The organism is Kosmotoga arenicorallina S304, from assembly GCF_001636545.1.
Lineage (GTDB): Bacteria > Thermotogota > Thermotogae > Petrotogales > Kosmotogaceae > Kosmotoga_B > Kosmotoga_B arenicorallina.
The window spans coordinates 237245-258033 of the sequence record NZ_JFHK01000002.1 but is presented as its reverse complement, the minus strand read 5'-3'; the positions used below and the strand labels follow the sequence as shown (position 1 = coordinate 258033).

Here is a 20789-nt window from a genome sequence, read left to right as displayed (position 1 = left end):
ATCCATTTAGCATAATAGATTTTATGGGAGGTACAGGCGATGAAAACGACTTTTAGAAAGCCCCTCTTCGTGCTTTTATTTGTTCTTGCATTGGTATCGGTGTTTGCTGAACCCATAACGATAAAAAAGGTATCTGTCACCGGAAATGAAGTTTTATCGCGGGGAGAAATCCTGGATATGCTTTCTATCCCCTTAAAGGCACCGGTTGAACGCGAAACCCTTGAAGCGTCTATTTCCAGCTTGCTTGAAAGCGGTTACTTCAAAGATGCCAGTTATGATTTTGATGAAGCCAGTGGAACATTAAAGCTTGTTTTGAAAGAATATCCGGCAGTAACAATTAAATTCAGCTATGTGGGTCCAAAACTCATCGATACAGATACCCTTGAAGCATCTGCTTTAAGCTTCAGAAACGGTTATCCAATGAAGCCCTATAATTTGATTTATGAAATACCCAGAACAAAAGAAAAACTCACGGCAACCTTGCAGCAGGAAGGATATTTTGAGCCATTCTACGAAATCGACTGGGAAACCTCACAGGACAAAACCAAAATCATAAATGAAGAAATAGAAGAGCCAATAGAGGTGCGGTTTATCATAAGGACTTATTATCTCTGGGACGTAGAATTGAAGGGCACTTTTTCACAGACTTTCAGTGAGACATTGAAAGATGTGCTGACTTTGAAGACTTTCAAATCATACCATGATAAAGCAGCTATCATGAGGCTCTTTGACAAGAAGAAGGATTATGTACCGAAGCAGGAAGATATTGTGAATGCGGTCAGAGCCCTTTATAGCTCTTATCTTTTGAACAGGGAAGGCCCCTGGGATCAAAAGGCTGTTTACCAGCTTATGTTGCTTACTTTGAACAATGCCTTTCAGAGCGTTAAACCAGCCAGTGTGCCGGAAGGTGTCGAGCCTTCTAAAACAATCAGCTTTTATGTAAGGCCCGCTGAATATTTAGAAACGCCTTTCAATATAAATGGGATTTTCATCAAGGGGAATGAAAACCTGCCCGAATTGCGTATTCTGGAGGCTTCAAACCTAAAGGAAGGGCAGGAGCTTTCCAATGAAGAGCTCGCTCTTGCTGTTAATTCTATTTATAAGCTCTTTCAGGATAACGGCTATCCCTTTACCTCAATATCTACTTCAGTAGATGAGGAGCGGGGCTTCTTGACCTTTGAGATTCACGAGCCAAAGGTGAGAGAGATTAATGTGGAGTTCGATGGAGAGCAGAAAACTCGCGATTACCTCATTCAAGATAAAATAGTCATCGAAAAGGGAAAAACGTTAAATTTAGATGATTACAGAAATACCTATGCCCTTTTGAACAGCACCAACTATTTTGAAACGGTTACCATAAACCCGGTCCCCGTCAGCAAGGATGCGCTTGATATAACCGTAATGCTTAAAGAAAAGGACAGAAACGGCAAGTTCATGGGGGGCGGTGGCTGGCAAAATGGTATAAACCTCAATCTCGATGTTGGTATATTGAACCCCTTTGGCTATGGTCAGGATATTGCCACCAAACTCACGGTTAACATACCGTTGAAGAAAAACAAGCAGCAAGAGTACGATGAAAGTCTTGGAGCTACAACCACGACCACCAGTTCTCCAACTTATAATATAACGCTGAGTTATTCACTCCCAAAAGCTGGAGGGTCAAACTGGGATTTATCGACCTCAGCAGCTTTTAATTATTATGGTAAAACGGAAATAACGGAACAGGCGAATGCAAGTGATGCTACCACAACCACCATCTCCTCAAAATATGCAGAGGTCAGCTTCGCTTTCTCACCTAAATATAGAATTTCTCCCGCCTCCAGGATCGGTTTTTCCACTGGCTTTGAATTCATTTCAAAGGAATCAAGTGTCTCAACGGAAACAACCTCCAGTTCTACAAGCGCAACCGTGATCACAGGTTTTGACGGTCTGTACCTTTCTGTTAACTACAATTACTCAACCAGGGATGACCTGATAAGACCTAATTTAGGAACAGAGCTCGCAGCAAATGCTTATGTGAGGGGTTTGCTCGGAGACTATGAGCAGGAATTTCTCGGACTCAGAACGGAATACAAGAGATTTATCAAGCTTGGAGGTAAAGAAGAATTCACTCAGCCAGTGACGGGCCCTGTTATCGGTATACGTTTGGGTGCTGAACAGCTCTTGCCCTTCAACAATGATGAAGGTGTTTATGAAAAATACCTTCTTTCACCAGATTACTATATAAGGGTAAAGACTTCATCAATTCTTGGCCAGAAGTCTTATGGCATAACAGCCGGATCACTTCAGATAAGATTCCCGATTAGCAATGGATCCATTCCTGTTGATATAACCGCCTTTGCCGATGCAGTATTTTATCGTGACACTCCGAATCTGGCGGATTTTATAGGTGAAGATAGCGTAATTGATTTCGGTTTGAGCCTGGATATATCGATTCCCATGATAGGGGTAGTGAGGTTGGGATATGGATACAATTCGTATCTCCACGCAAAGGAAAGCGAACCATATTGGGGAACTTTCTTCTTTGGTTTTGGACCTGCATTTTAAAAAAAGCGGGGTATTAGCCCCGCTTTTTATTCCGTTGATTATTTCAGCATGCCGCTGAAAAAATTCACAGCCGCTCTTCCATTCGCATCGGCATTGTAACCGCCTTCCTGCACGATCAACAAAGGCAGATCCAGTCCGGACAGCTGTTTTCCTATCATGAAAAAATCACTATCTACAAGGGAAAAATACCCCATAGGGTCTTCAGTATGGGTATCAAAACCCAGTGAAACTATCAGGAGATCAGGATCAAAGGTCTCCACTTCCACGAGGGCTTTTTCAAGTGTTCTAAGATAATCAGAACCTGTTATATCACCGTCCAGAGGAAAATTGAAATTATACCCGAGTCCTTCGTCTTCGCCTATTTCCCAGCTGTGCCCGCTTATCCAGGGATAATACTTTTCAGGCGAACCGTGTATTGACACGTAAAGCACGGTTGAATCAGTGTAGAAGATCTCCTGAGTGCCATTTCCATGATGAAAATCCAGATCGAGTATTGCCACATAACCCTGTGTGTATTTTTGATAATAGCGAGCAGCGATAGCGGCGTTGTTGAAATAGCAGTAGCCACCTGCCAGAGAACGTGTCGCATGATGGCCCGGAGGTCTGCATAAAGCATAAGCAACATTCTCACCATCTAAAATGGAGTCAGCAGCTGATAGGGTTGTTGCAACAGCGGTTAGTGAGATGTTGTAACTGTTTCTCGTGATGGGTGTCCCTGTGTCAAAGACTTTGTCGTATCCAAAGACTTCGGGGAAATATTCCTTTCCAGCTTCAATCTCTCCTGATTTCCTTTTTAACCAATCAACGTATTCAGGTTCATGGACGAGATATATGTAAGAATCAAAATGATATTTGCTCTCCTGGATTGCATAACCAAAAAGGCTTTCCATCCGCTCACGGATAGCTTCTATTCTCAGTGGCTTTTCAGGATTTTCAACCCACTCACCGTTGTCAATCTCTTTTTGGGGTGAATGTAAGAGATGTCGCCTATCATAAAAAATTTTCATCTATGCTTTCCACCTTGTTTCATCGGGTCTTCTTCAATTTTTAGGACCCTTCTGGCATGGCGACCGCCTTCAAAATCCGTATCAAGAAATTTTTTCACCACCCATCGAGCCAATTCCACTCCCATAAGCCTACCTGCAAGCACGAGGACATTGGCATCGTTATGTTTTCTCGATAATTCGGCCATTTCGGGAATTAGACACAATGCTGCCCTAACGCCTTTATATCTGTTAGCCGCAATTGACATTCCAATGCCGGTGCCGCAGATCAGTATTCCACGATCCTGAGTTCCGGTTTTGATCTCTTCAGCTAATTTTTTTGCAAAATCGGGATAATCCACAGAATTTTCCGAGTCAGTTCCTAAATCCTTCACATCATGCCCGAGTTCCTTTAAATAAGGAATCAAATCCTGTTTGAGGAAATATCCCGCATGATCTGATGCAATGGCTATCTTCATTGTTTTCACTCCTGTATGTTATCTATACCACCTAAGCAAACCGACAAGTTTTCCTTGAATCCTGACTCTATTCGCCTCTACTACAATGGGAAGCATATCGGGATTAGATGGAATAAGTCTGACTTTCGGGCCGTTGTTCTCGTATTTTTTCAGTGTAGCATTTTCTCCATCAATAAGTGCTACCACTATATCGCCGTTATTTGCCCAATCCTGCCTTCTTATGACCACGTGGTCTCCATTCATTATGTGGGAGTCTATCATGCTGTTTCCTGTTACTTTCAGTATGTAATACTCAAATCCCCGACGTATCATCCACATCGGTACAGGGATGGAATCTTCTCTGTTTTCTATCGCTTGAATTGCTTCTCCAGCAGCTATCGTCCCCACTACCGGGAGCATCACGACGTCGTTTTCATCTGTGGTCAGCTTCCCATCAGCTTGCTTGATCACCCTGATGCCTCTTGAAACACCTGTGCGTTCAATATAACCTTTCTTTTCAAGGGCTTCAAGGTGTTTTGCAACTCCCCGCGGTGAAGCAATGCCAAAATCATTGCATATGTCCCTTATGCTGGGTGGATATCCATTTAGTTTGATGAAATTCTCAATGTACTCCAATATCTCCCTTTGACGTTCTGTGAGTGTCACTCTCTCACCCCCTAACTCAGTCAGCTATAACAGCCATGCTGGCAACACTGTCATCTTCTTTCAATTCAACTATTTTCACACCTTTGGTTATTCTCCGGGTTGGTCTTATTTGCGATACAGGGATTCTTATTGACATTCCTGCCTTTGTGATGACAATTAGTTCGTCTTCGTCTGTTACCACAAGTGCGTCGATTACCGTTCCAATTCTGTCGATGCCATATAAATTTTTCAATCCCATTCCACCGCGGTTTTGCGGGCGATATTCACTGAGTGGCGTTCTCTTTCCCACACCCCATTCTGTTGCTGTGAAAAGATAGCGCTGATCATTGGCTGTCACTACGTTGCTTGACACCACCGTATCATTTCCCCGCAGCTTTATCCCTATAACGCCAGCTGCGCTTCTTCCCATGGGCCTTATTTGAGATACCGGGAACCTGATCACCATACCCATTGATGTTGATATGAGTACAGTATCGTCTTCATTTTCGCTTATCATGGCACTCACAACTTCATCGCCTTCGTTCAGGGTAATTGCCTTTATACCGGAAATCCTGGAATTCGCAAAAGCAGCAAAGGGCGTTCTCTTGATTTTCCCTTTTCTTGTAGTGATGATCAAGGCTTTTTCTTCGATATTTTCTTTGCGCGCTGAGAGAACAGCCTGAACCGTTTCATCGGGATCGATTTTGACGTAATTAGCAAGAAGCTTTCCCCTTGAATCGCGCGAGGAATAATCGAGCTGATGATTGTTAATAAGGTAAGCTTTTCCCTTTGAAGTGATAATCACAGTTTTGCTAAGGCGAGTCGTAGTGAGTATGTTGGTCACGAAATCCTCATTTTTGGTTTTTATTCCACGAACCCCTTTGCCTCCACGGCCTTGCATTCGATAGCTTTCCAGAGGTGTGGATTTTATATATCCTTTGTGGGTTACAGCGACCACAATATCATCGTCTGGTATTACATCTTCCACATTGAAATCACCTGATATGTCATTGGTGATCTTTGTTTTCCTTTCATCGCCATATTTTGCGTTGATTTCCTCAAGCTCTTCTTTAATTATTCCATAAATATTCTTTGGGTCGGAAAGGATTTTTCTGTAAGCTTCAATTCGTGAGACGAGTTCGCTGTATTCCTTTATCAGCTTGTCGATTTCCAGAGAGGTTAATTTTCCGAGACGCATATCGAGAATAGCCTGAGCTTGAGTCTCGCTTACATCAAGAGTTTCTATGAGATTTTTAATGGCTTGCTGGGTATCTGGTGAATTTCTTATGATGTCAACAACTGTGTCGATAGACCTCGTAGCCTTTGTAAGACCTTCAACTATATGTGCGCGTTTTGAATCCTGTTCAAGATCGTATTCCGTACGCCTTGTGATAACCTCAAACCTGTGGTTTACAAAAGATTTTAACAATTCTTTCAGGGTCATCACTTTCGGGCGTTTTTTCTCGTCTATAACAAGCATCTGGGCGGTATAGGACACCTGCAGGGATGTATGCTTGTAAAGAAGATTTAGAACCACATTAGGATCTGCACCTCGCTTCAGTTCAACAACAACCCTTAACCCTCTTTTATCTGACTCATCGCGTATGTTCCTTATCTGAATGTCCCTGTGACTCTGAGCAGCGGCTGCCATCTGCTCTATCAAATCAGCTTTTGAAACTGAATAGGGGATTTCCGTTATCACAATGCACAGGTTTCCTCTGACTTCCTGGATTTCGGCAACGCCCCGTATAACAAAACGGCCTTTTCCCTCGGTGTATATCTTGCGCATGCCGTCTTTGTCCATGATTATTCCACCTGTTGGGAAATCAGGACCCTTTACGTAGTTTAGAAGCTCTTCGTTGGCAATCTCGGGGTCATCAATAAGAGCATCAATAGCGGCAACCAATTCCCTTAAATTGTGAGGAGGGATATTGGTCATCATCCCGACCGCTATTCCGGAAGCACCGTTCATGAGCAAGTTTGGTATGCGAGATGGCAGAACCACAGGTTCTTCGAGTGAGCCATCAAAATTCGGCATCATGTCAACGGTGTTCTTATCAATATCCTGAAGCATTTCTTCGGCTATGTTTTTCAATCTGGCTTCCGTGTAACGCATTGCTGCAGGGGGATCTCTATCTATAGAGCCAAAGTTTCCCTGACCGTCAATAAGCGGATAGCGCATTGAAAAAGGCTGAGCCATACGAACAAGGGTGTCGTAAATAGCCATATCGCCGTGAGGGTGAAATTTACCCATTACTTCACCGACAATTCTTGCACTCTTTTTAAAGGACTGATTGTGCCTGAGTCCAAGCGCTAGCATCCCATAAAGGATTCTTCGCTGAACAGGCTTTAAACCGTCTCTTACATCGGGGATAGCCCTACCCACTATAACACTCATGGAATAGAGCATGTAGGCATCTATCATCTCATCATTGATTGGTTTTGGTATTATGTTTTCTGGCATTCGAAACCTCCTCTCAAATCTCGACTCAGGATATCTTAGCTCCGGGTTCTATGTCGCGTTGAACTGTTAATACGGTCAATTTTTTTCCATCCTTTGCTGCAAGCAGCATGCCTTTCGATTCTTCACCCATCAGCTTGACAGGTTTCAAGTTTGTGACAACAACTACTTTAAGCCCAATGAGTTCTTCAGGCTCGTAATGCTGAGCTATGCCAGCCACTATCTGCCTTCTTCCGAGGTCTCCAAGATCCATTTGAAGCTTTAGCAGCTTCTTGGACTTATTTATCTTTTCAGCTTCCAGGATCTTACCTACTCTCAACTCTACCCGAGCGAAATCACCAATTTCTATAAGATTGTCAGATTCTTCGGCCTGTGCTTTTTCATTAGTGACACCTTCAAAAGCTTTTGAAACCCAGCGATGTTCTTTCGGGTCGATTCTTGGAAACAAAGGTAAGCCGTGTACTAATTCTGAGCCTATCTCAATCCTCCCCCATTCAAGGGATTCGAAATCTTTCGCTACATCTGTTCCTAGGCGTTTAAGGATTTCATTCGATGTATCAGGCGTAATGGGTGCTATCATTAGCGAAACTAGTCTTAATACCTCCGCAAGATTGTAGAGAACGGTGTTCAAGCGGCTTTTCTTTTCTGGAAGTTTCCCCAGTTTCCACGGTTCTGTAAGGTCTATGTATTTATTTGCGTGTTTTACGAGTTCCCATATAGCTTCGAGAGCCTGTGTGAATTTCAGCTTATCCATATGCTCTCTGTAAACTGTAATGGTTTTCTTTGCAAGGGCAATGAGGTTTTCATCCACGGAATCCGTTTCACCGGGTTCAGGAATGGTGTCTTCGTTGAATTTTTTGATCATTGCCTGTGTTCTGTGGAGTAGATTTCCCAGGTCATTCGCCAGATCGGCATTGATGCGAGTAATGAGATTTTCTTCTGAAAAATCTCCATCACGTCCGAATTGAATATCTTTCAGCAGGTAATATCGAACAGCGTCATTTCCGTATGTCTTGACGAATTCCCTTGGATCTATTGCGTTACCAAGAGATTTTGAAATCTTTTGACCATTTACCGTTAACCAGCCATGGGCAAATATCTGTTTTGGAAGGGGAAGTCCTGCTGACATGAGCATCGCTGGCCATATCAGCGAATGAAAACGGTTGATTTCCTTTCCTATCAGGTGTACATCTGCTGGCCAGTATTTTTCAAACTTTTCCATATCATGGGGATAACCAATAGCGCTTATGTAGTTAATTAAAGCGTCAACCCAAACGTATATCACATGTTCAGGGTCATCGGGCATGGGAACTCCCCATTTGAATGAGGTTCTTGTTATGCTGAGATCTCTTAAGCCATCCTCAAGAATTTTCAGCATTTCATTGCGCCTGAAATCTGGCTGAACAAATTCGGGATTTTCCTTGAAAAGCTTCAAAAGAGCATCATTGTATTTCGAAAGCCTGAAAAAATAATTTTCCTCTTTGACTTTCTTTACTTCTCTTCCACAGGAGGGACAGATTCTTTCACTTCCAACATCTTCTTCGGTCCAGAAAGTTTCGCAGGGGACGCAGTACCAGCCTTCATATTGGCCTTTATAAATATCGCCATTTCCCTTCATTTTATCGATAAAGTACTGAACCGTTTTCATGTGAGTTTCATCAGTTGTGCGAACAAAATAGTTATTAGTTATTTTTAGCTCTTCCCATAGTTTCTTGAATTTTCCAGCAAGTTCATCACAAAATTGCTGGGGTGACATACCTCTTGCTTCAGCTGCTTGAAGAACTTTTTGCCCGTGTTCATCAGTACCGGTCAGAAAAAAGACATCATAACCGTCGAGCCTTTTATACCTCGCGACAACGTCAGCCACAATTGTCGTATATGCTGAGCCAATATGAGGTTCAGAGTTTATGTAATAAATCGGCGTGGTAACGTAAAACGTACCTTTCATCGGCACACCTCCAGTAATTAATTATAACATTTTATATGTATACAATCGTATAATCTTTTGAGTTTTCACTCGATGCTGGAGTTTATAGCATCATAAATTTGCAGGAAATTCTCCATGCGATTTTTCAATTTATCAGATGTCATTGTTTCTATTTTATCAGCGATTAGCACTTTTATATCTTTGTAAGCCATTAAGACTTTTTCCATAAAACTTCTATACAGGGTTACATTTTCAATAAGATTTTCCCGTGCATATTCGAGACAGATTTCAAGGGTATCATCAGGTATTCCATACCTTCCGCCTTCCCACATTGCCTTGCTAATAAAGGCATGTTTTCTTGCGATATCGATGAGCATTTTGGTTGCTTCTTCGGGTTGATCCTGAGTGGTAACAACCGCCTCCATGTACTGTGCATAAATGTTTTCCCAGTCTGGATACCTGCTCCATGTTCCTGGCAACAATGTCACAGCGAGATCATAATAGTAAAGGGACATTCTCGAAGTGTAATCCTTGAGTTTTTCAACAAGGGAACGCAGTTCGCTGATGTTTATGTTATTTACCTCTTGCGGCATTGCAATAAGGTATGCTTTAAGATTTTTATAGAGCTGTTCATATAAACTCCCCACAATTTTTGGTGTCTGTCTTTCGCTGAAAAAGATCATGGAAGCTTCATAATAATCAATAGCGTCCAGAGTCATCTGTATTTGCACTAAAAGATCAAGATTTATCTGTAAAGATATTTCTTCGGAAATGGCACTTCCGTAATTCTCAAAAAATGCCTTGAAGGGGATTGTTCTTATTTCTTTTTCCGGCAAGGGTATTATGTTTGTATTACCTTTGAACTCATTCACGATCATATCTGCATATGGATCTTCGCCAACCATAGTCTTTATCTTATCTTCCAGAGAATAGCCTTCCAGGGAAAGTCTTTCAGGTTTCACACCAAAGCCACCCAGATACCACAGGGGTTTTCCGAAGACAGGATAGATGCTGAAAGAATTCCTGAAATTGTTCACAGCGCTGGTGTAATACTCGCGGGTTTTGCTTTTCAGCAGTTTCACCTGTTCCAGATACTCAAGAAGCTGGTTTCTTATATATTCAATTTCCTTTTTTCGCTCTTCTTCTGCTTTCATGCTTAACTGAAGAGAAGAGAGGTTTGGATATTTTCTTCTCAGTTCGTTCCCTCTTACGCTGAAATACTCGGCGAGATTTTTCAGGTATGCATAATTACCTGTAAAATGCTCCAGATCGTATTGGGCTTTGTTTATAGTGTCAATATCGACTTTGGAATATTCTTTCAAGTAAGCATAGTAATATTGCTGATCTCTCTGCCCCATTCTGAAAAATCCTTCTCCCATATAGGCAGTTGCTTTCAAAGGCGTTATTACAGCGAAGAAAGCAATTATGATTATTCCGGGAAGAATTTTGCCAATTCTCATTTCCTTCTGTTTGTCGTTGAAATAGTTACCGACAGCAAGAGAAAGCAAAAATACGCCTCCCATGAGATTAGGCTGCATGTGTAATGGGAACTCAAACATACTGTGCAGGGCCAGGGAGAATATCCCGGCACCAATCGCTCCATAAAGCAAAAGATCAGCTCTATCTCTTATTCTGAAAAGCCTTTTGAAATAAGTGCCTACCAAAAAGATCATGAGCAGCAATATCATTACAAATCCCAGCAGTCCGGTTTCACTAAGAGATTGAAGATAGTCATTATGTGTCCTTTTGAAGTTATTCCATACTGCGGAATATTCTGGATGGTCCGCTATCACATATGGAGTGTAGAGCAAATGATAAAGCTGGAAAGTGCCGATACCGCTGCCGATGAACAGCCTTAATTTATTTTCGGGTTCTGTCCACTGGTATACAGAATTCAGCCATGCGGAAAATCTTTCTTTCCATGACCCTGACGAAGTAAGGGCGTATTCAAGCCTTTTCGTTACACTGAGTTTTCCCCCTCCTGTTAAGGCAGAAGGTGTCAAATAAAGGTAACTCATAACGGCAATAATAACTATTGCCAACAGCACAAAAAGCAGAACTATTTTTTTCTCGCTTTTGTCCTGAGAATTCTGCTCAAGGCGCCTTCTCAAGAAAAGGTATAGGCTAACAAAGAGTACATTTCCCACAAAAATCCCTGTTATCACGGTTCGGGTTTCCGCTATAAATATCGCCGAAATCATGGGAATCATGAAAACAAGCATGGAGCTTTTCAAAAGGATTTGCTTCCATAACGCTTTCCCGAAGAGTTTTTGAAGAGGCCTGGCACTTGCTATGAAATAAAAGACCATAGGGAGCGCCATGCCCATGTAATCAGAAACAAAATTTGGATTTCCTATTGTAGACCTTGCTGAAGCCCTTGTAAAGGGTTCTCCAATTTTTCCAAGAAAGAGGTCATAACCAGCATAATAATTCAGCATAGCATCAATTGCCACAACTGTTGCTCCGATTATGAAAAAGAGCATACTCAACTCTATTTTCGTTCTTGTATTCATCTTGTTGGACAGATAAATACCGGTTAACGGGACAAAAAGGGTAAAGAGGGCGACATCCATAGAATAGCGCAAATACTGGGGATTATCGATCCAAACAGAAAGCAACGATGCAACTGCTGCAGCACCAAATCCCAATGCGGATAGATGGACATAATTGTAATTAAACCTGATTTCTTTTTTTCTCAATACATTCAATAGCAGAATGATAAAAAAGCCCACTGCATATATCAGGTGTTTTCCCGTTGAGGGTTCATGGGTGAAGCCTTTGACCAAAAAAAGTGGCACAACAAGTAACAGGAGAAGGTATATTACCAGTTCGGCATCGATAATTCTTGGCTTACTCTCTTTCACTATAATCCACCTCTATCCCAACAGATTATCCAGCAAAGTCATAACGACAAATCCGATAACAAGAGCATATGTTGAAAGCAATTCAAAACCTCCGCTATGAGTTTCGGGAATTATTTCGTCGCTTATTACATAGAGCATTGCTCCTCCTGCGAAGGCCATGGCATAGGGCAACAAAGGTCGGGCAATAGCTATGAGCAAAGCTCCTATCAACCCTCCAATAATTTCAATGGCTCCTGTCAAAAAGGTTATCCAGAACGTTCTGCCTCTTTTATAACCTGCTCCGGTAAGGCTCGCCGCGACTGCTGTACCTTCGGGAATATTCTGAACACCTATTGCCACTGCTATGACAATTGCTTCCTTTGTGAAGGCACCTACACCGACTGCCATCCCCTCCGGGAAATTGTGAATGGCAATGGCTATGACGAACAACCATATTTTTGCCATTTTTGAATGGGATAACGGCCCTTCATACCCTTTTATCAAATGTTCATGGGGTGTGAATTTGTCCATTATATGCACAAATACAGCACCCAGCGTAAATCCCACAATAAATTGCAGCGGGCCTCCGAGATTTATAGAAGGTACCACCAGGCTGAAAGCGGTGGCAGCAAGCATCACTCCAGCGGCGAATCCAAGCAGTACATCAAGGGTTTTTCTGCTGACTTCCCTGCGCCATAAAAGAAAAGGTATGCCACCCAGTGCGGTGGCCATTCCTGCTATAGAGCTGTATAGAATTCCCTTCAGAGCAGGATTCATACTTGCTGCTCCTCCTTATGCCCTCTCTTTTTCTTTTTGCCTTTTTCTCCATAGTAATAATAGTAGTAATGATAATAGCCGGAGGTATGCTGATTAACGCCGTTTACCAGCACCCCGAGCAATGGAGCTCCAACGGTTCGTAGATTGTTAATGGTAATCCTCAATCCATCTTTAAGTGCAATTCCAGGTTTTACCACCAGAACTATTCCATCTAATTTGCTTGCAATTAAGGAAACGTCTGATGTTACAAGAGCAGGCGGAGTGTCCACTACTATTCTGTCGTATCGCTCTTTGAGTTGGTCGAGAATCGCTTCAAGAGTCTTTGATGAAAGAAGCAAAGTGGGGTTCGTCGCTCTGCTGCCTACCGGTATCACATCGAGGTTCTCATCGTAATTTTTTACTATAACCTGATTCAGATCAACTTCACCCTTTATGAGATCTGTTATTCCTTTCCCATCGGTTTTTTTACTGTCGAGTTTAAGAATCTTTTCCACTCTGGGCCGTCTCAAGTCAAGATCGATCAATATAGTTTTATAACCACTTGACGCCAGGTAAAAAGCGGTATTTGCAGCCACAAAGGATTTTCCCTCGCTGGGGCTCACGGAGGTCATTGCGATAGCTTTCTTTTCATCGCCTATAAGAAATGATATGTTGCTTGCAGCGAGCTTTATTGCTTCAGATTGAGGTGCTGTTGGATGTGAGCGCACATACAATTCGTCTTCATTTTCTGTAAGATCTTCGATTTCAGGTATTCTACCTATTACATTGAGTCCACTATACCTTTCTATCTCTTCCTCAGATTTCAGGGTTTTGTCCGTGTATTCGACGAGGAATACAGTAAGCATGCCCAGGAAAATGCCAAGAACGCCACCAATTGCAAGCGAGAGCTTTTTATTTGGTTTCACCGGAATTCTTGGTGGTTTTGCGTAATCCACCACAGCTGCGTTTCCAACCACAGCGGCTTCGCTGATTTTTGCTTCTTCGAGTTTTTCCAGCATAAGGGTGTATAGATTTTCTTTCACAGTTACCTGCCTTTGAAGTTCTAAAAGCCTTTGCTCCAGTTCGGGAAGCTGTGCGAGTTGCTTTTCGTAGCCTTGCTTTATTTTTTCAACAGCCTGCAATCGAGATTCAAGTACCTGAATGCTAGACGTACTGCCGATATAATTGATAAGAGCCTCCTCATAAGCCGGGTTCAATGTCTGGCTTTCACCGGTGCGAATGAAATTCTCGGTTTCCTTCTTGATGAGTTCGTCGGTTTTGGCTATCTCCGTTAATTTCGCCTGTACTTTGGGGTCTGTGGTAGGATACTGCTGTTTTAAGGCTGCCAGTTCTATTTCGAGGTCAGCTCTTTTGCTCTTTAATTGTGCAATTACAGGGTTTGTAAAGCTTTCAGAGGTTTTGATCCATTTGCTCACCCTTGCTTCCGCTTCAGAACTCTCGAATTCTTTGAGTAACTGTAAGTAGGCATCCTTTTCAGCTTGTTTTTCGTTCAATTGAAGGCTGAGATCGTTGTACTGCTGGTCGTATTTCGACAGTATTTGCAAGAGAGACCTTGCGTGCTCTTCAAGTACATAAATTTTGTAAGTCTCCTTGAATTCTTTCAAAGCATCTGTTGCCTTTCTCAAATCCGCTTCGATAATGGGAATCTGGGATTCGATAAATTCCCTCTTTGTTCTCACGTCGCGTTTGGAAAGGTCAGCGAGTTTTTCGTTGTATACTTCCGCAAGCTTGTTTGCGATATCCGTGGCGAGTTCAGGGTTTGCATGCTGAACGGAAATTTTCACAATCCTCGTGTCCTTTACAGGGGACACGGTGACGATATCTGAAAGGGTTTTCGCAAGGGAATCTATGATATCTTCTTCAGTATAACCTTCCTGAAGCATTTTGCTTTTTACCTCGGGTTCAATCATTCTGTCAACAAGGCCGAGATCGGCTATGACTTTTTCGAAATTGCTCCTGCTTTTTATCAATTCCACCTCGGTGGAAATATCCTTTGAAGAATAGCTGCCCGTTACCTGATCCATGAATATGTCGCTCATCGATGACTTTGAAGTAGGCTCGACTTTGACTGTTACGCTTGCTTCAAAAATCGGTGTCGCAAAAAACAGATACAACCCTGTCAGGGCGACAGCGGCAATTATCACGCCCACAAATAGAAGGCGATGTTTTCTGAACATTCTAAATATGTCTTCAAGAGTAAGTTCAGTGTATTCGGATCTTTCGAAGTCAGTGGGGTTATCCATTTCATGCACCTCCAAAAACTGGTTCGTCAACCTTTAAGCTCTCAATAAATTTGCTTCTGAAATCAATTATATCCCTGCCATCCTTCAAACTGTGCTTATCACTTGAAATAAAATCCAGGAAACCGTTTTTAAGCAGGTATTGTGCTCTTTTTTCTTTACGGATTAAGCTGTTCCAGTTGACCTGGAAAAACACGCCCATATCCTTTAACTTAAGCAGTTTTGTTTGGACGAATTTATTTCCAAAAAAGCTTCTTTTGGAAAAGTCATCTTTGAATAAATAGACATAGCGCTCAACGTGTGCAAGCACGATATAAAAATCTTTTTTCTGAAGCTCAAGCAATTCTTCGAAGAGATAAGCCGGTTCAAAATCCGGTAACTCTATCAAAAGATATTTTGAATCTCCAAGAGGAAGCAAGGGCTTCGAAGAGAGCTTTTCAAGCAGAAAAATCTCCGCACCAAGTTCAACATCTACGCCCATTTCATTAAAATGCTCGCGGGTTTTCTCAAAGGTGTCCTTTATCCTGTTTATGTCCGTTGGCACCTTTGGAGAGTAAAGATGGGGTGTGAGAACCAATTTTTCTACACCCCTGTTTTTCATTTCGCCGACAATTTGAAGGCTCTCTTCAAGAGTCTTGCATCCATCATCAACCCCGGGCAAAAGGTGGCAGTGAAAATCGATGTTCACTCTAACCACTCCTGCTCAATACGCTGTGGGATTCAAAAGGTGCAATCCAGCTCCCGTAATGTTCAAAACGCTGGAAATGAAATTTAGCACTTCTTTGATATCTATATATCTCGATTGAGGAACATAAATAACATCGCCTGGATCGAGTTTCAATGCGCCTTTGGAGACTTTGTTACCGGCGAGGTCTACGTACTCTATTTCAGGCTCATCTCCTGAGTAATTTATCAGAAGTACATTTTTATAAGCATCGGGAGTAAAACCTCCGCACAGGGCTATAGCATCGAGCAAAGTAATATCCGTTGTATAGCTCACTACACCGGGATTTTCAACTTCGCCAAGAACGAGTATTTTCAGGTAATTTTGCGGTACATAGACCGTTGACCCTGCTTCCAGTTCAAAGGATAGAGCTTTTGCGAGATTATCCCCGTTAAGAGGAAGAATATTCTTTTTTAAGTCGGGACCGATAACCTCAACGTATTCCACTGAATTGTTCACAAAGCCACCAGCCTGTGCAATTGCTTCACCCAGATTTACAGATTTTTCAAATTGCCCAAGATCGATAAGCCCGGGATTTTTTACTTCTCCTACAACGCTTATAAATCTCCTTCCAGTTCCGGCGACAATTATAATAACTTCATTTTTAAAGGGTTCGATGGATCTTTTTGCTTCATCTACACTCAACACTTCAAAGGAATCTGTCTGTATGATTTGCACTTCCTCTGCATTGGCTTTAATGCCACCTGCTCTGGTAAGGAGCTCTACAAGAGATGGATAATGCTTGCTTGTGTAAATGAAAGAACCCGGGTTTCTAACTTCTCCTATTACAGTAAAGACGAGTTCCTTAACGGGCTTTACATAAATCAGTGCTTCTCCTTGTATGGGGACTTTATCTGCTGTAAAATCGCCGAGTTCTTCGAGTTCCCCATTGTTGTATAGCAAGATGCTCTCAACTGCGTTTATATCGTTTATACCACCGGCTCTTGCAATCGCTGCCGCTATGGTTGGGGTGTCTTTTCTGCCGAAGATGTAGGTTCCGGGATTTCTAACCTGCCCCAAAATGGTTATTTTTGTTGTGGCTTCATTTACAATAATGGTGCTTCCAGATAGAATTTCAGGATTATCAAGTTTGTTTTCCAATTCTGAAAGCTTTGCAGTTTTGATGCGGCCGTCATTCTGGAGTATTTTGATTTCATCAGAAGCGCTGGACAATACTCCTCCAGCCTTGGCTATCACCGATGCAAGGGTGATCTTTTCATACTTATCGAAATCAATTCTTCCGGGTTTATAAACCTGACCCAAAACGTAGACATACCTCTCTGTATCCTCCGGAACATAAATAACCGTACCGTCCTCAACGGGAAGATCGACATTCTCTATCAGATCCAGCCAGCGATAGCTTCCTTCCCCTTTTCCCAGGCGAACGGTATCAGAGGCGTTTTTCTTTATACCACCGGCTTTTGCGATAGCATTGAGCAATGTAGGAGTTTCGTCAGGGCCAAATTCAACGATACTGGGGCTGTTTACGCCTCCAAGAACATTAACTTTAACAGGTTTGAAAAAGGGCACGTAAACGAGAGTACGCGATTCCAGCATTATATCGCGAGATTTGCCTTCCAGTATATCTTTGAGGTTGGCTGTAACGCTTTTTCCGCTGGGATATGTGATGTAAACTTCGCTTTCATGAGCTGTTTCAAGGAGACCTCCGGCTTTTGAAATAAGTGAAGTCAGATTAAGCGATTCGGAAGGTTCAAAGATCTTTACTCCGGGATTATATACAGCTCCAAGCACATAAAGCTCCCTCAATGCATCAGGGAACATCACAATTGTTCCGCCAGCAAGAGAAAGATCCCTGCTTTCAAGTTCCACCAGATCGAAAATCATTTTCCTGCCATCAGGGTACTGTAAAACAACCTGACCGTTCATTTTAGGGCCAAGATAGTTCTTTTTGGCAAGAAGAGTTTTGAGAGTCATTTTTTCGTTCTTTTCGAATTCAACTCTTCCGCCTGTATTCGGCGAAATCAGATAAACATATCTGTCACTGGCTTCCTGAACAAAAAGCATTGTGTAATCACTCAATACAGGGTCTGCTGATTTTCCTCTGAGAATAGAATCAAGCTCAACTTCCTTGATTTCTTTATCGTCAGAAATGCTTATATATCCACTGAATCCGATACTGGTGCCACCAGCCAGTGTTAAAGCTTTCGTCAGTGTGGGAACTTCACCGGGTTCAAAAGTGATTTTTCCAGGGCTGTTTACGGCGCCGAGCACGTAAATGCTGACGCCGGGTTCGGGATAAACAATAACACTCCCTGGTTCAAGTGCCACATCATTGTTCCTCAAGGAATTCAAAATTATCTGTTGCTGGCTTCCGTCTGGCTTTTGTATTACGATTTCTTTTTCCAGGCGGTAATCAAGCAAACCAGCCTTGACAAGAGCTGTTTTTAGCGTTAATTTTTCAGAAGAAGCGAAATTAATTCGCCCTCCCTTTTCAGCGCTGACAATGTATACGTAACGCTCAAGGTTTTTCACAACATGAACAAGAGTTCCAGGTAGGAGTCCTTCAGAGGAAATCACGGCATCTCCCAATGAAAGCACTTTCTTACCTTTGCTGCTTATAACCTGTACTTCGGAAGCATCAGGAGTTATTCCGCCAGCTTTCGCTATGAGCGCTCCCAGCGTAAAACGCTCTTCTGAACTAAATTCTTTGATACCAGGAACTTTGACCTCGCCGGTAATATATGCGTATTTATCAAGCATTTTTGGCACGAACACAGTCATTCCCGGTTTCAAAGGGTAATCTTTGCCCTGAGAAAGCAAAGAGTCAAAATCAACGGTGACTGGCTTATCGGAAGAGGGATCAATTAGTAAAATGTTATTCCTATCAGCAGTTTCCAGTAAGCCACCCATAGCGGCAATAGCGCTTGAAAGTTTAAAATCACTGGCTGTGTTGGGAGCAAAAGCACCAGGGTTTTTAACCTCTCCGAGCACCTTTATTTCCCTTCCTGTATATCTGTCAACCACAATGCTTCCATATTCAAGAGGGATGTCTTTATCCAGTAAATAGGACATACTGACCTCTTTTATATTTCCATCAGGGGAGTATAAAGTTAAAGATGTGCTGGATTCAAGATCCAGCATGTTCAATTTTGAAAGAAGGTTTCTAAGAGTTGGATTCTCAGCTTCCGTGAAATCTATCCTTCCGCCGTTTTTGCCTGATATGAAGTATACAAACCTTTCAGGTTGCTTGTCAACATACAGGACAGTGTTATTATTTAATACAGTAGATGTCAATAGTACAGGATCAAGAGTAAATGTTGAAATATTTCCATCTTCAATAAGCTGGATTTCGCCAGCAGTTGTTAACAGACCTCCGGCTTTGCTCAAGATGTTTGCAATTGATGGTATGGTATCTGGTCCTATGAGAACCAGGCCGGGTTTCTGAACTTCACCAAAGACATATATCTTTGTGAAAAGACCTTCGAGATTTAACACTACCCCCGGCTCAAGAATTATATCCTCTTTTTCAAGAATAGAAGTATCTATTGTTGATTCTCCTGTTCTGGAAATTACCTTCACGCTTCTGTTAGCGATAACAGGGAGGAGGTTCAATCTGGCGAGTACGCTCTTCAATGTAAGGGGTTCATCGGCTGTTAATTCCAATTTGCCTCCTTCAAAGCCCTCACCAACCAGGTAAACGTATTTTTCGGGTTCTTTGTTTACAATTATCACCGATCCGGCAGCGACAACATCCTCAGAAACCAACGCGTTTTCCAGTGAATAAACTTTCTTCCCGTTGGAAATTACTTCAATGGTTCCTGCACTTTCTGTTTTAATGCCCGCTTTTATCAGGACATTTCTGAGGGTTGATTCCTCGTAACGCTCTAAATACTGGACACCGGGCTTGCTTACTTCACCGGCAACATACGCAAAATTTAGCGCCTGTGTAAGCGTGATCAAAGCTCCTGAAGAAAGCTCTATGTCTTTTGTTGCAAGTTCCTTCATTGGAACTTTTGTTTTGGTACCATCAGGGGCGATCACTTCGATTATCTCGTCGCTATCCGGGAGATATTTGCCGGTTTTGAGCAGTACATTTCTGAGTGTTATCTTCTCATCTGTGCTGAAATCAATCCTTCCACTGAAATCCTGGGCAAGGAGATAAACGTATTTTTCCATTTCCTTTGGAATTACAATTGTGGAACCGGGAATCAACGATGGATCCTCAACTGTTCCTTCCAGAAGGCTTTTTATGTCATAGCTTGAGGAATCCTTTCCAGATATCACCAGAGCACTTTTGCCCGCTGTAGAAGCGAACCCTCCCGCGTCACTTACCGCTCTCAAGAGAGTTATTCCTTTTCGATAGGGTACCACTCCGGGATTTCTAACTTCACCAATGACCTTCACTGCTTTTTGTGAAACGCTGTTAACAATTACACTTGAACCTTCTTTGAGCAAGGGATCAGAGCTCTTACCGGCAAAGATGTCATTCAGATTGTAGATTTTTCTCTGGGTCGAGTTACCAAGTCGTGTAATAACAGCGATTTCTTCCGGATCTCCTGTTTCCTTGACGCCGCCCGCTTCTGCTATAACTCTCGTTAATGTTATCCCATCCATGTACTTGAATATACCGGGGTTGTTTACTTCGCCGATTACCTTTATCCAGCTGTTATATCCATTTAAAACAAAGAGAGAATCCCCCGGTTCGAGAAATACATTGGTGAGTTTTGTATCTTCGGGATAACCTTCTATATCGACGATTATGCGCTTACCGTCGCTCTTGACAATCTGGAATTGCCTTTCATCTGCAGTCTCTTCAAGCCCGCCCGCAGCTGCAATCAGTTGCGCGATAGAAGCACGCTGTGTGCTTAATATCACACTTCCGGGGTTTCGAACCTCGCCGAGAATGTAATAAATAAAGGGAGCATATTCCTGCACTGAAACGGTTACTTTTGGATCTGTAACCAGATTGGAATAGCTTTTCTTTAATTCGGCTGATACTTCATCAAGGGTCTTCCCGAGCACTTTAAGCGAGCCAATGGGTGGTATGGTTATCCATCCATCAGGGCCCACAGAAACATCCACGGTCAGTTCTTCGTGACTGTATACATAGATTCTTATTGTGTCTCCGGTTCTCAATTGATAGGCTGCTAACGCTATTACAGCCAGCACTAAAAAGGTAACGATCAATACTGACCTTTTCAACTCTAATCCCCCCAAAATCGC

Annotated in this window: 11 protein-coding genes; 1 reads left to right on the top strand and 10 read right to left on the bottom strand. The window is 42.4% G+C overall.

Annotation, left to right across the window (positions count from 1 at the left end):
* Positions 1 to 39 precede the first annotated feature (39 nt).
* Positions 40 to 2547 (top strand): BamA/OMP85 family outer membrane protein, encoded by a 2508-nt coding sequence (locus AT15_RS01455; protein WP_068345613.1) that lies wholly within the window; start codon positions 40 to 42, stop codon positions 2545 to 2547.
* 38 nt (positions 2548 to 2585) lie between these two features.
* Here the strand turns inward: AT15_RS01455 and AT15_RS01450 are convergent, their stop codons facing one another.
* From AT15_RS01450 to AT15_RS01405, 10 genes are all read right to left on the bottom strand, one after another.
* A complete protein-coding gene (locus AT15_RS01450) occupies positions 2586 to 3554 on the bottom strand; it encodes a histone deacetylase family protein (RefSeq protein ID WP_068345611.1) in 969 nt (322 codons plus the stop codon).
* Positions 3551 to 4009: a ribose 5-phosphate isomerase B gene (rpiB, locus tag AT15_RS01445; RefSeq protein ID WP_068345610.1), complete on the bottom strand. Its 459-nt coding sequence runs from the start codon at positions 4007 to 4009 to the stop codon at positions 3551 to 3553. The genes AT15_RS01450 and rpiB overlap by 4 nt, the downstream gene beginning before the upstream one ends.
* A gap of 18 nt (positions 4010 to 4027) precedes the next feature.
* Positions 4028 to 4654: a transcriptional repressor LexA gene (gene lexA / locus AT15_RS01440; RefSeq protein WP_068345608.1), complete on the bottom strand. Its 627-nt coding sequence runs from the start codon at positions 4652 to 4654 to the stop codon at positions 4028 to 4030.
* A gap of 16 nt (positions 4655 to 4670) precedes the next feature.
* Positions 4671 to 7097 (bottom strand): DNA gyrase subunit A, encoded by a 2427-nt coding sequence (gyrA, locus tag AT15_RS01435; protein ID WP_068345606.1) that lies wholly within the window; start codon positions 7095 to 7097, stop codon positions 4671 to 4673.
* 25 nt (positions 7098 to 7122) lie between these two features.
* Positions 7123 to 9042 (bottom strand): methionine--tRNA ligase, encoded by a 1920-nt coding sequence (metG, locus tag AT15_RS01430; RefSeq protein ID WP_068345603.1) that lies wholly within the window; start codon positions 9040 to 9042, stop codon positions 7123 to 7125.
* Positions 9043 to 9107: 65 nt separating this feature from the next.
* Positions 9108 to 11885 (bottom strand): O-antigen ligase family protein, encoded by a 2778-nt coding sequence (locus tag AT15_RS01425; protein ID WP_068345602.1) that lies wholly within the window; start codon positions 11883 to 11885, stop codon positions 9108 to 9110.
* A gap of 12 nt (positions 11886 to 11897) precedes the next feature.
* Positions 11898 to 12641, bottom strand: a complete 744-nt coding sequence (locus tag AT15_RS01420) for a ZIP family metal transporter (RefSeq protein WP_068345600.1) — start codon at positions 12639 to 12641, stop codon at positions 11898 to 11900.
* A complete protein-coding gene (locus AT15_RS01415) occupies positions 12638 to 14884 on the bottom strand; it encodes a GumC family protein (protein WP_068345597.1) in 2247 nt (748 codons plus the stop codon). The genes AT15_RS01420 and AT15_RS01415 overlap by 4 nt, the downstream gene beginning before the upstream one ends.
* A 1-nt stretch (position 14885) precedes the next feature.
* Positions 14886 to 15569 (bottom strand): tyrosine-protein phosphatase, encoded by a 684-nt coding sequence (locus tag AT15_RS01410; RefSeq protein WP_068345595.1) that lies wholly within the window; start codon positions 15567 to 15569, stop codon positions 14886 to 14888.
* A 15-nt stretch (positions 15570 to 15584) separates the two neighbouring features.
* Positions 15585 to 20768: an SLBB domain-containing protein gene (locus AT15_RS01405; RefSeq protein WP_068345593.1), complete on the bottom strand. Its 5184-nt coding sequence runs from the start codon at positions 20766 to 20768 to the stop codon at positions 15585 to 15587.
* Positions 20769 to 20789: the final 21 nt, after the last annotated feature.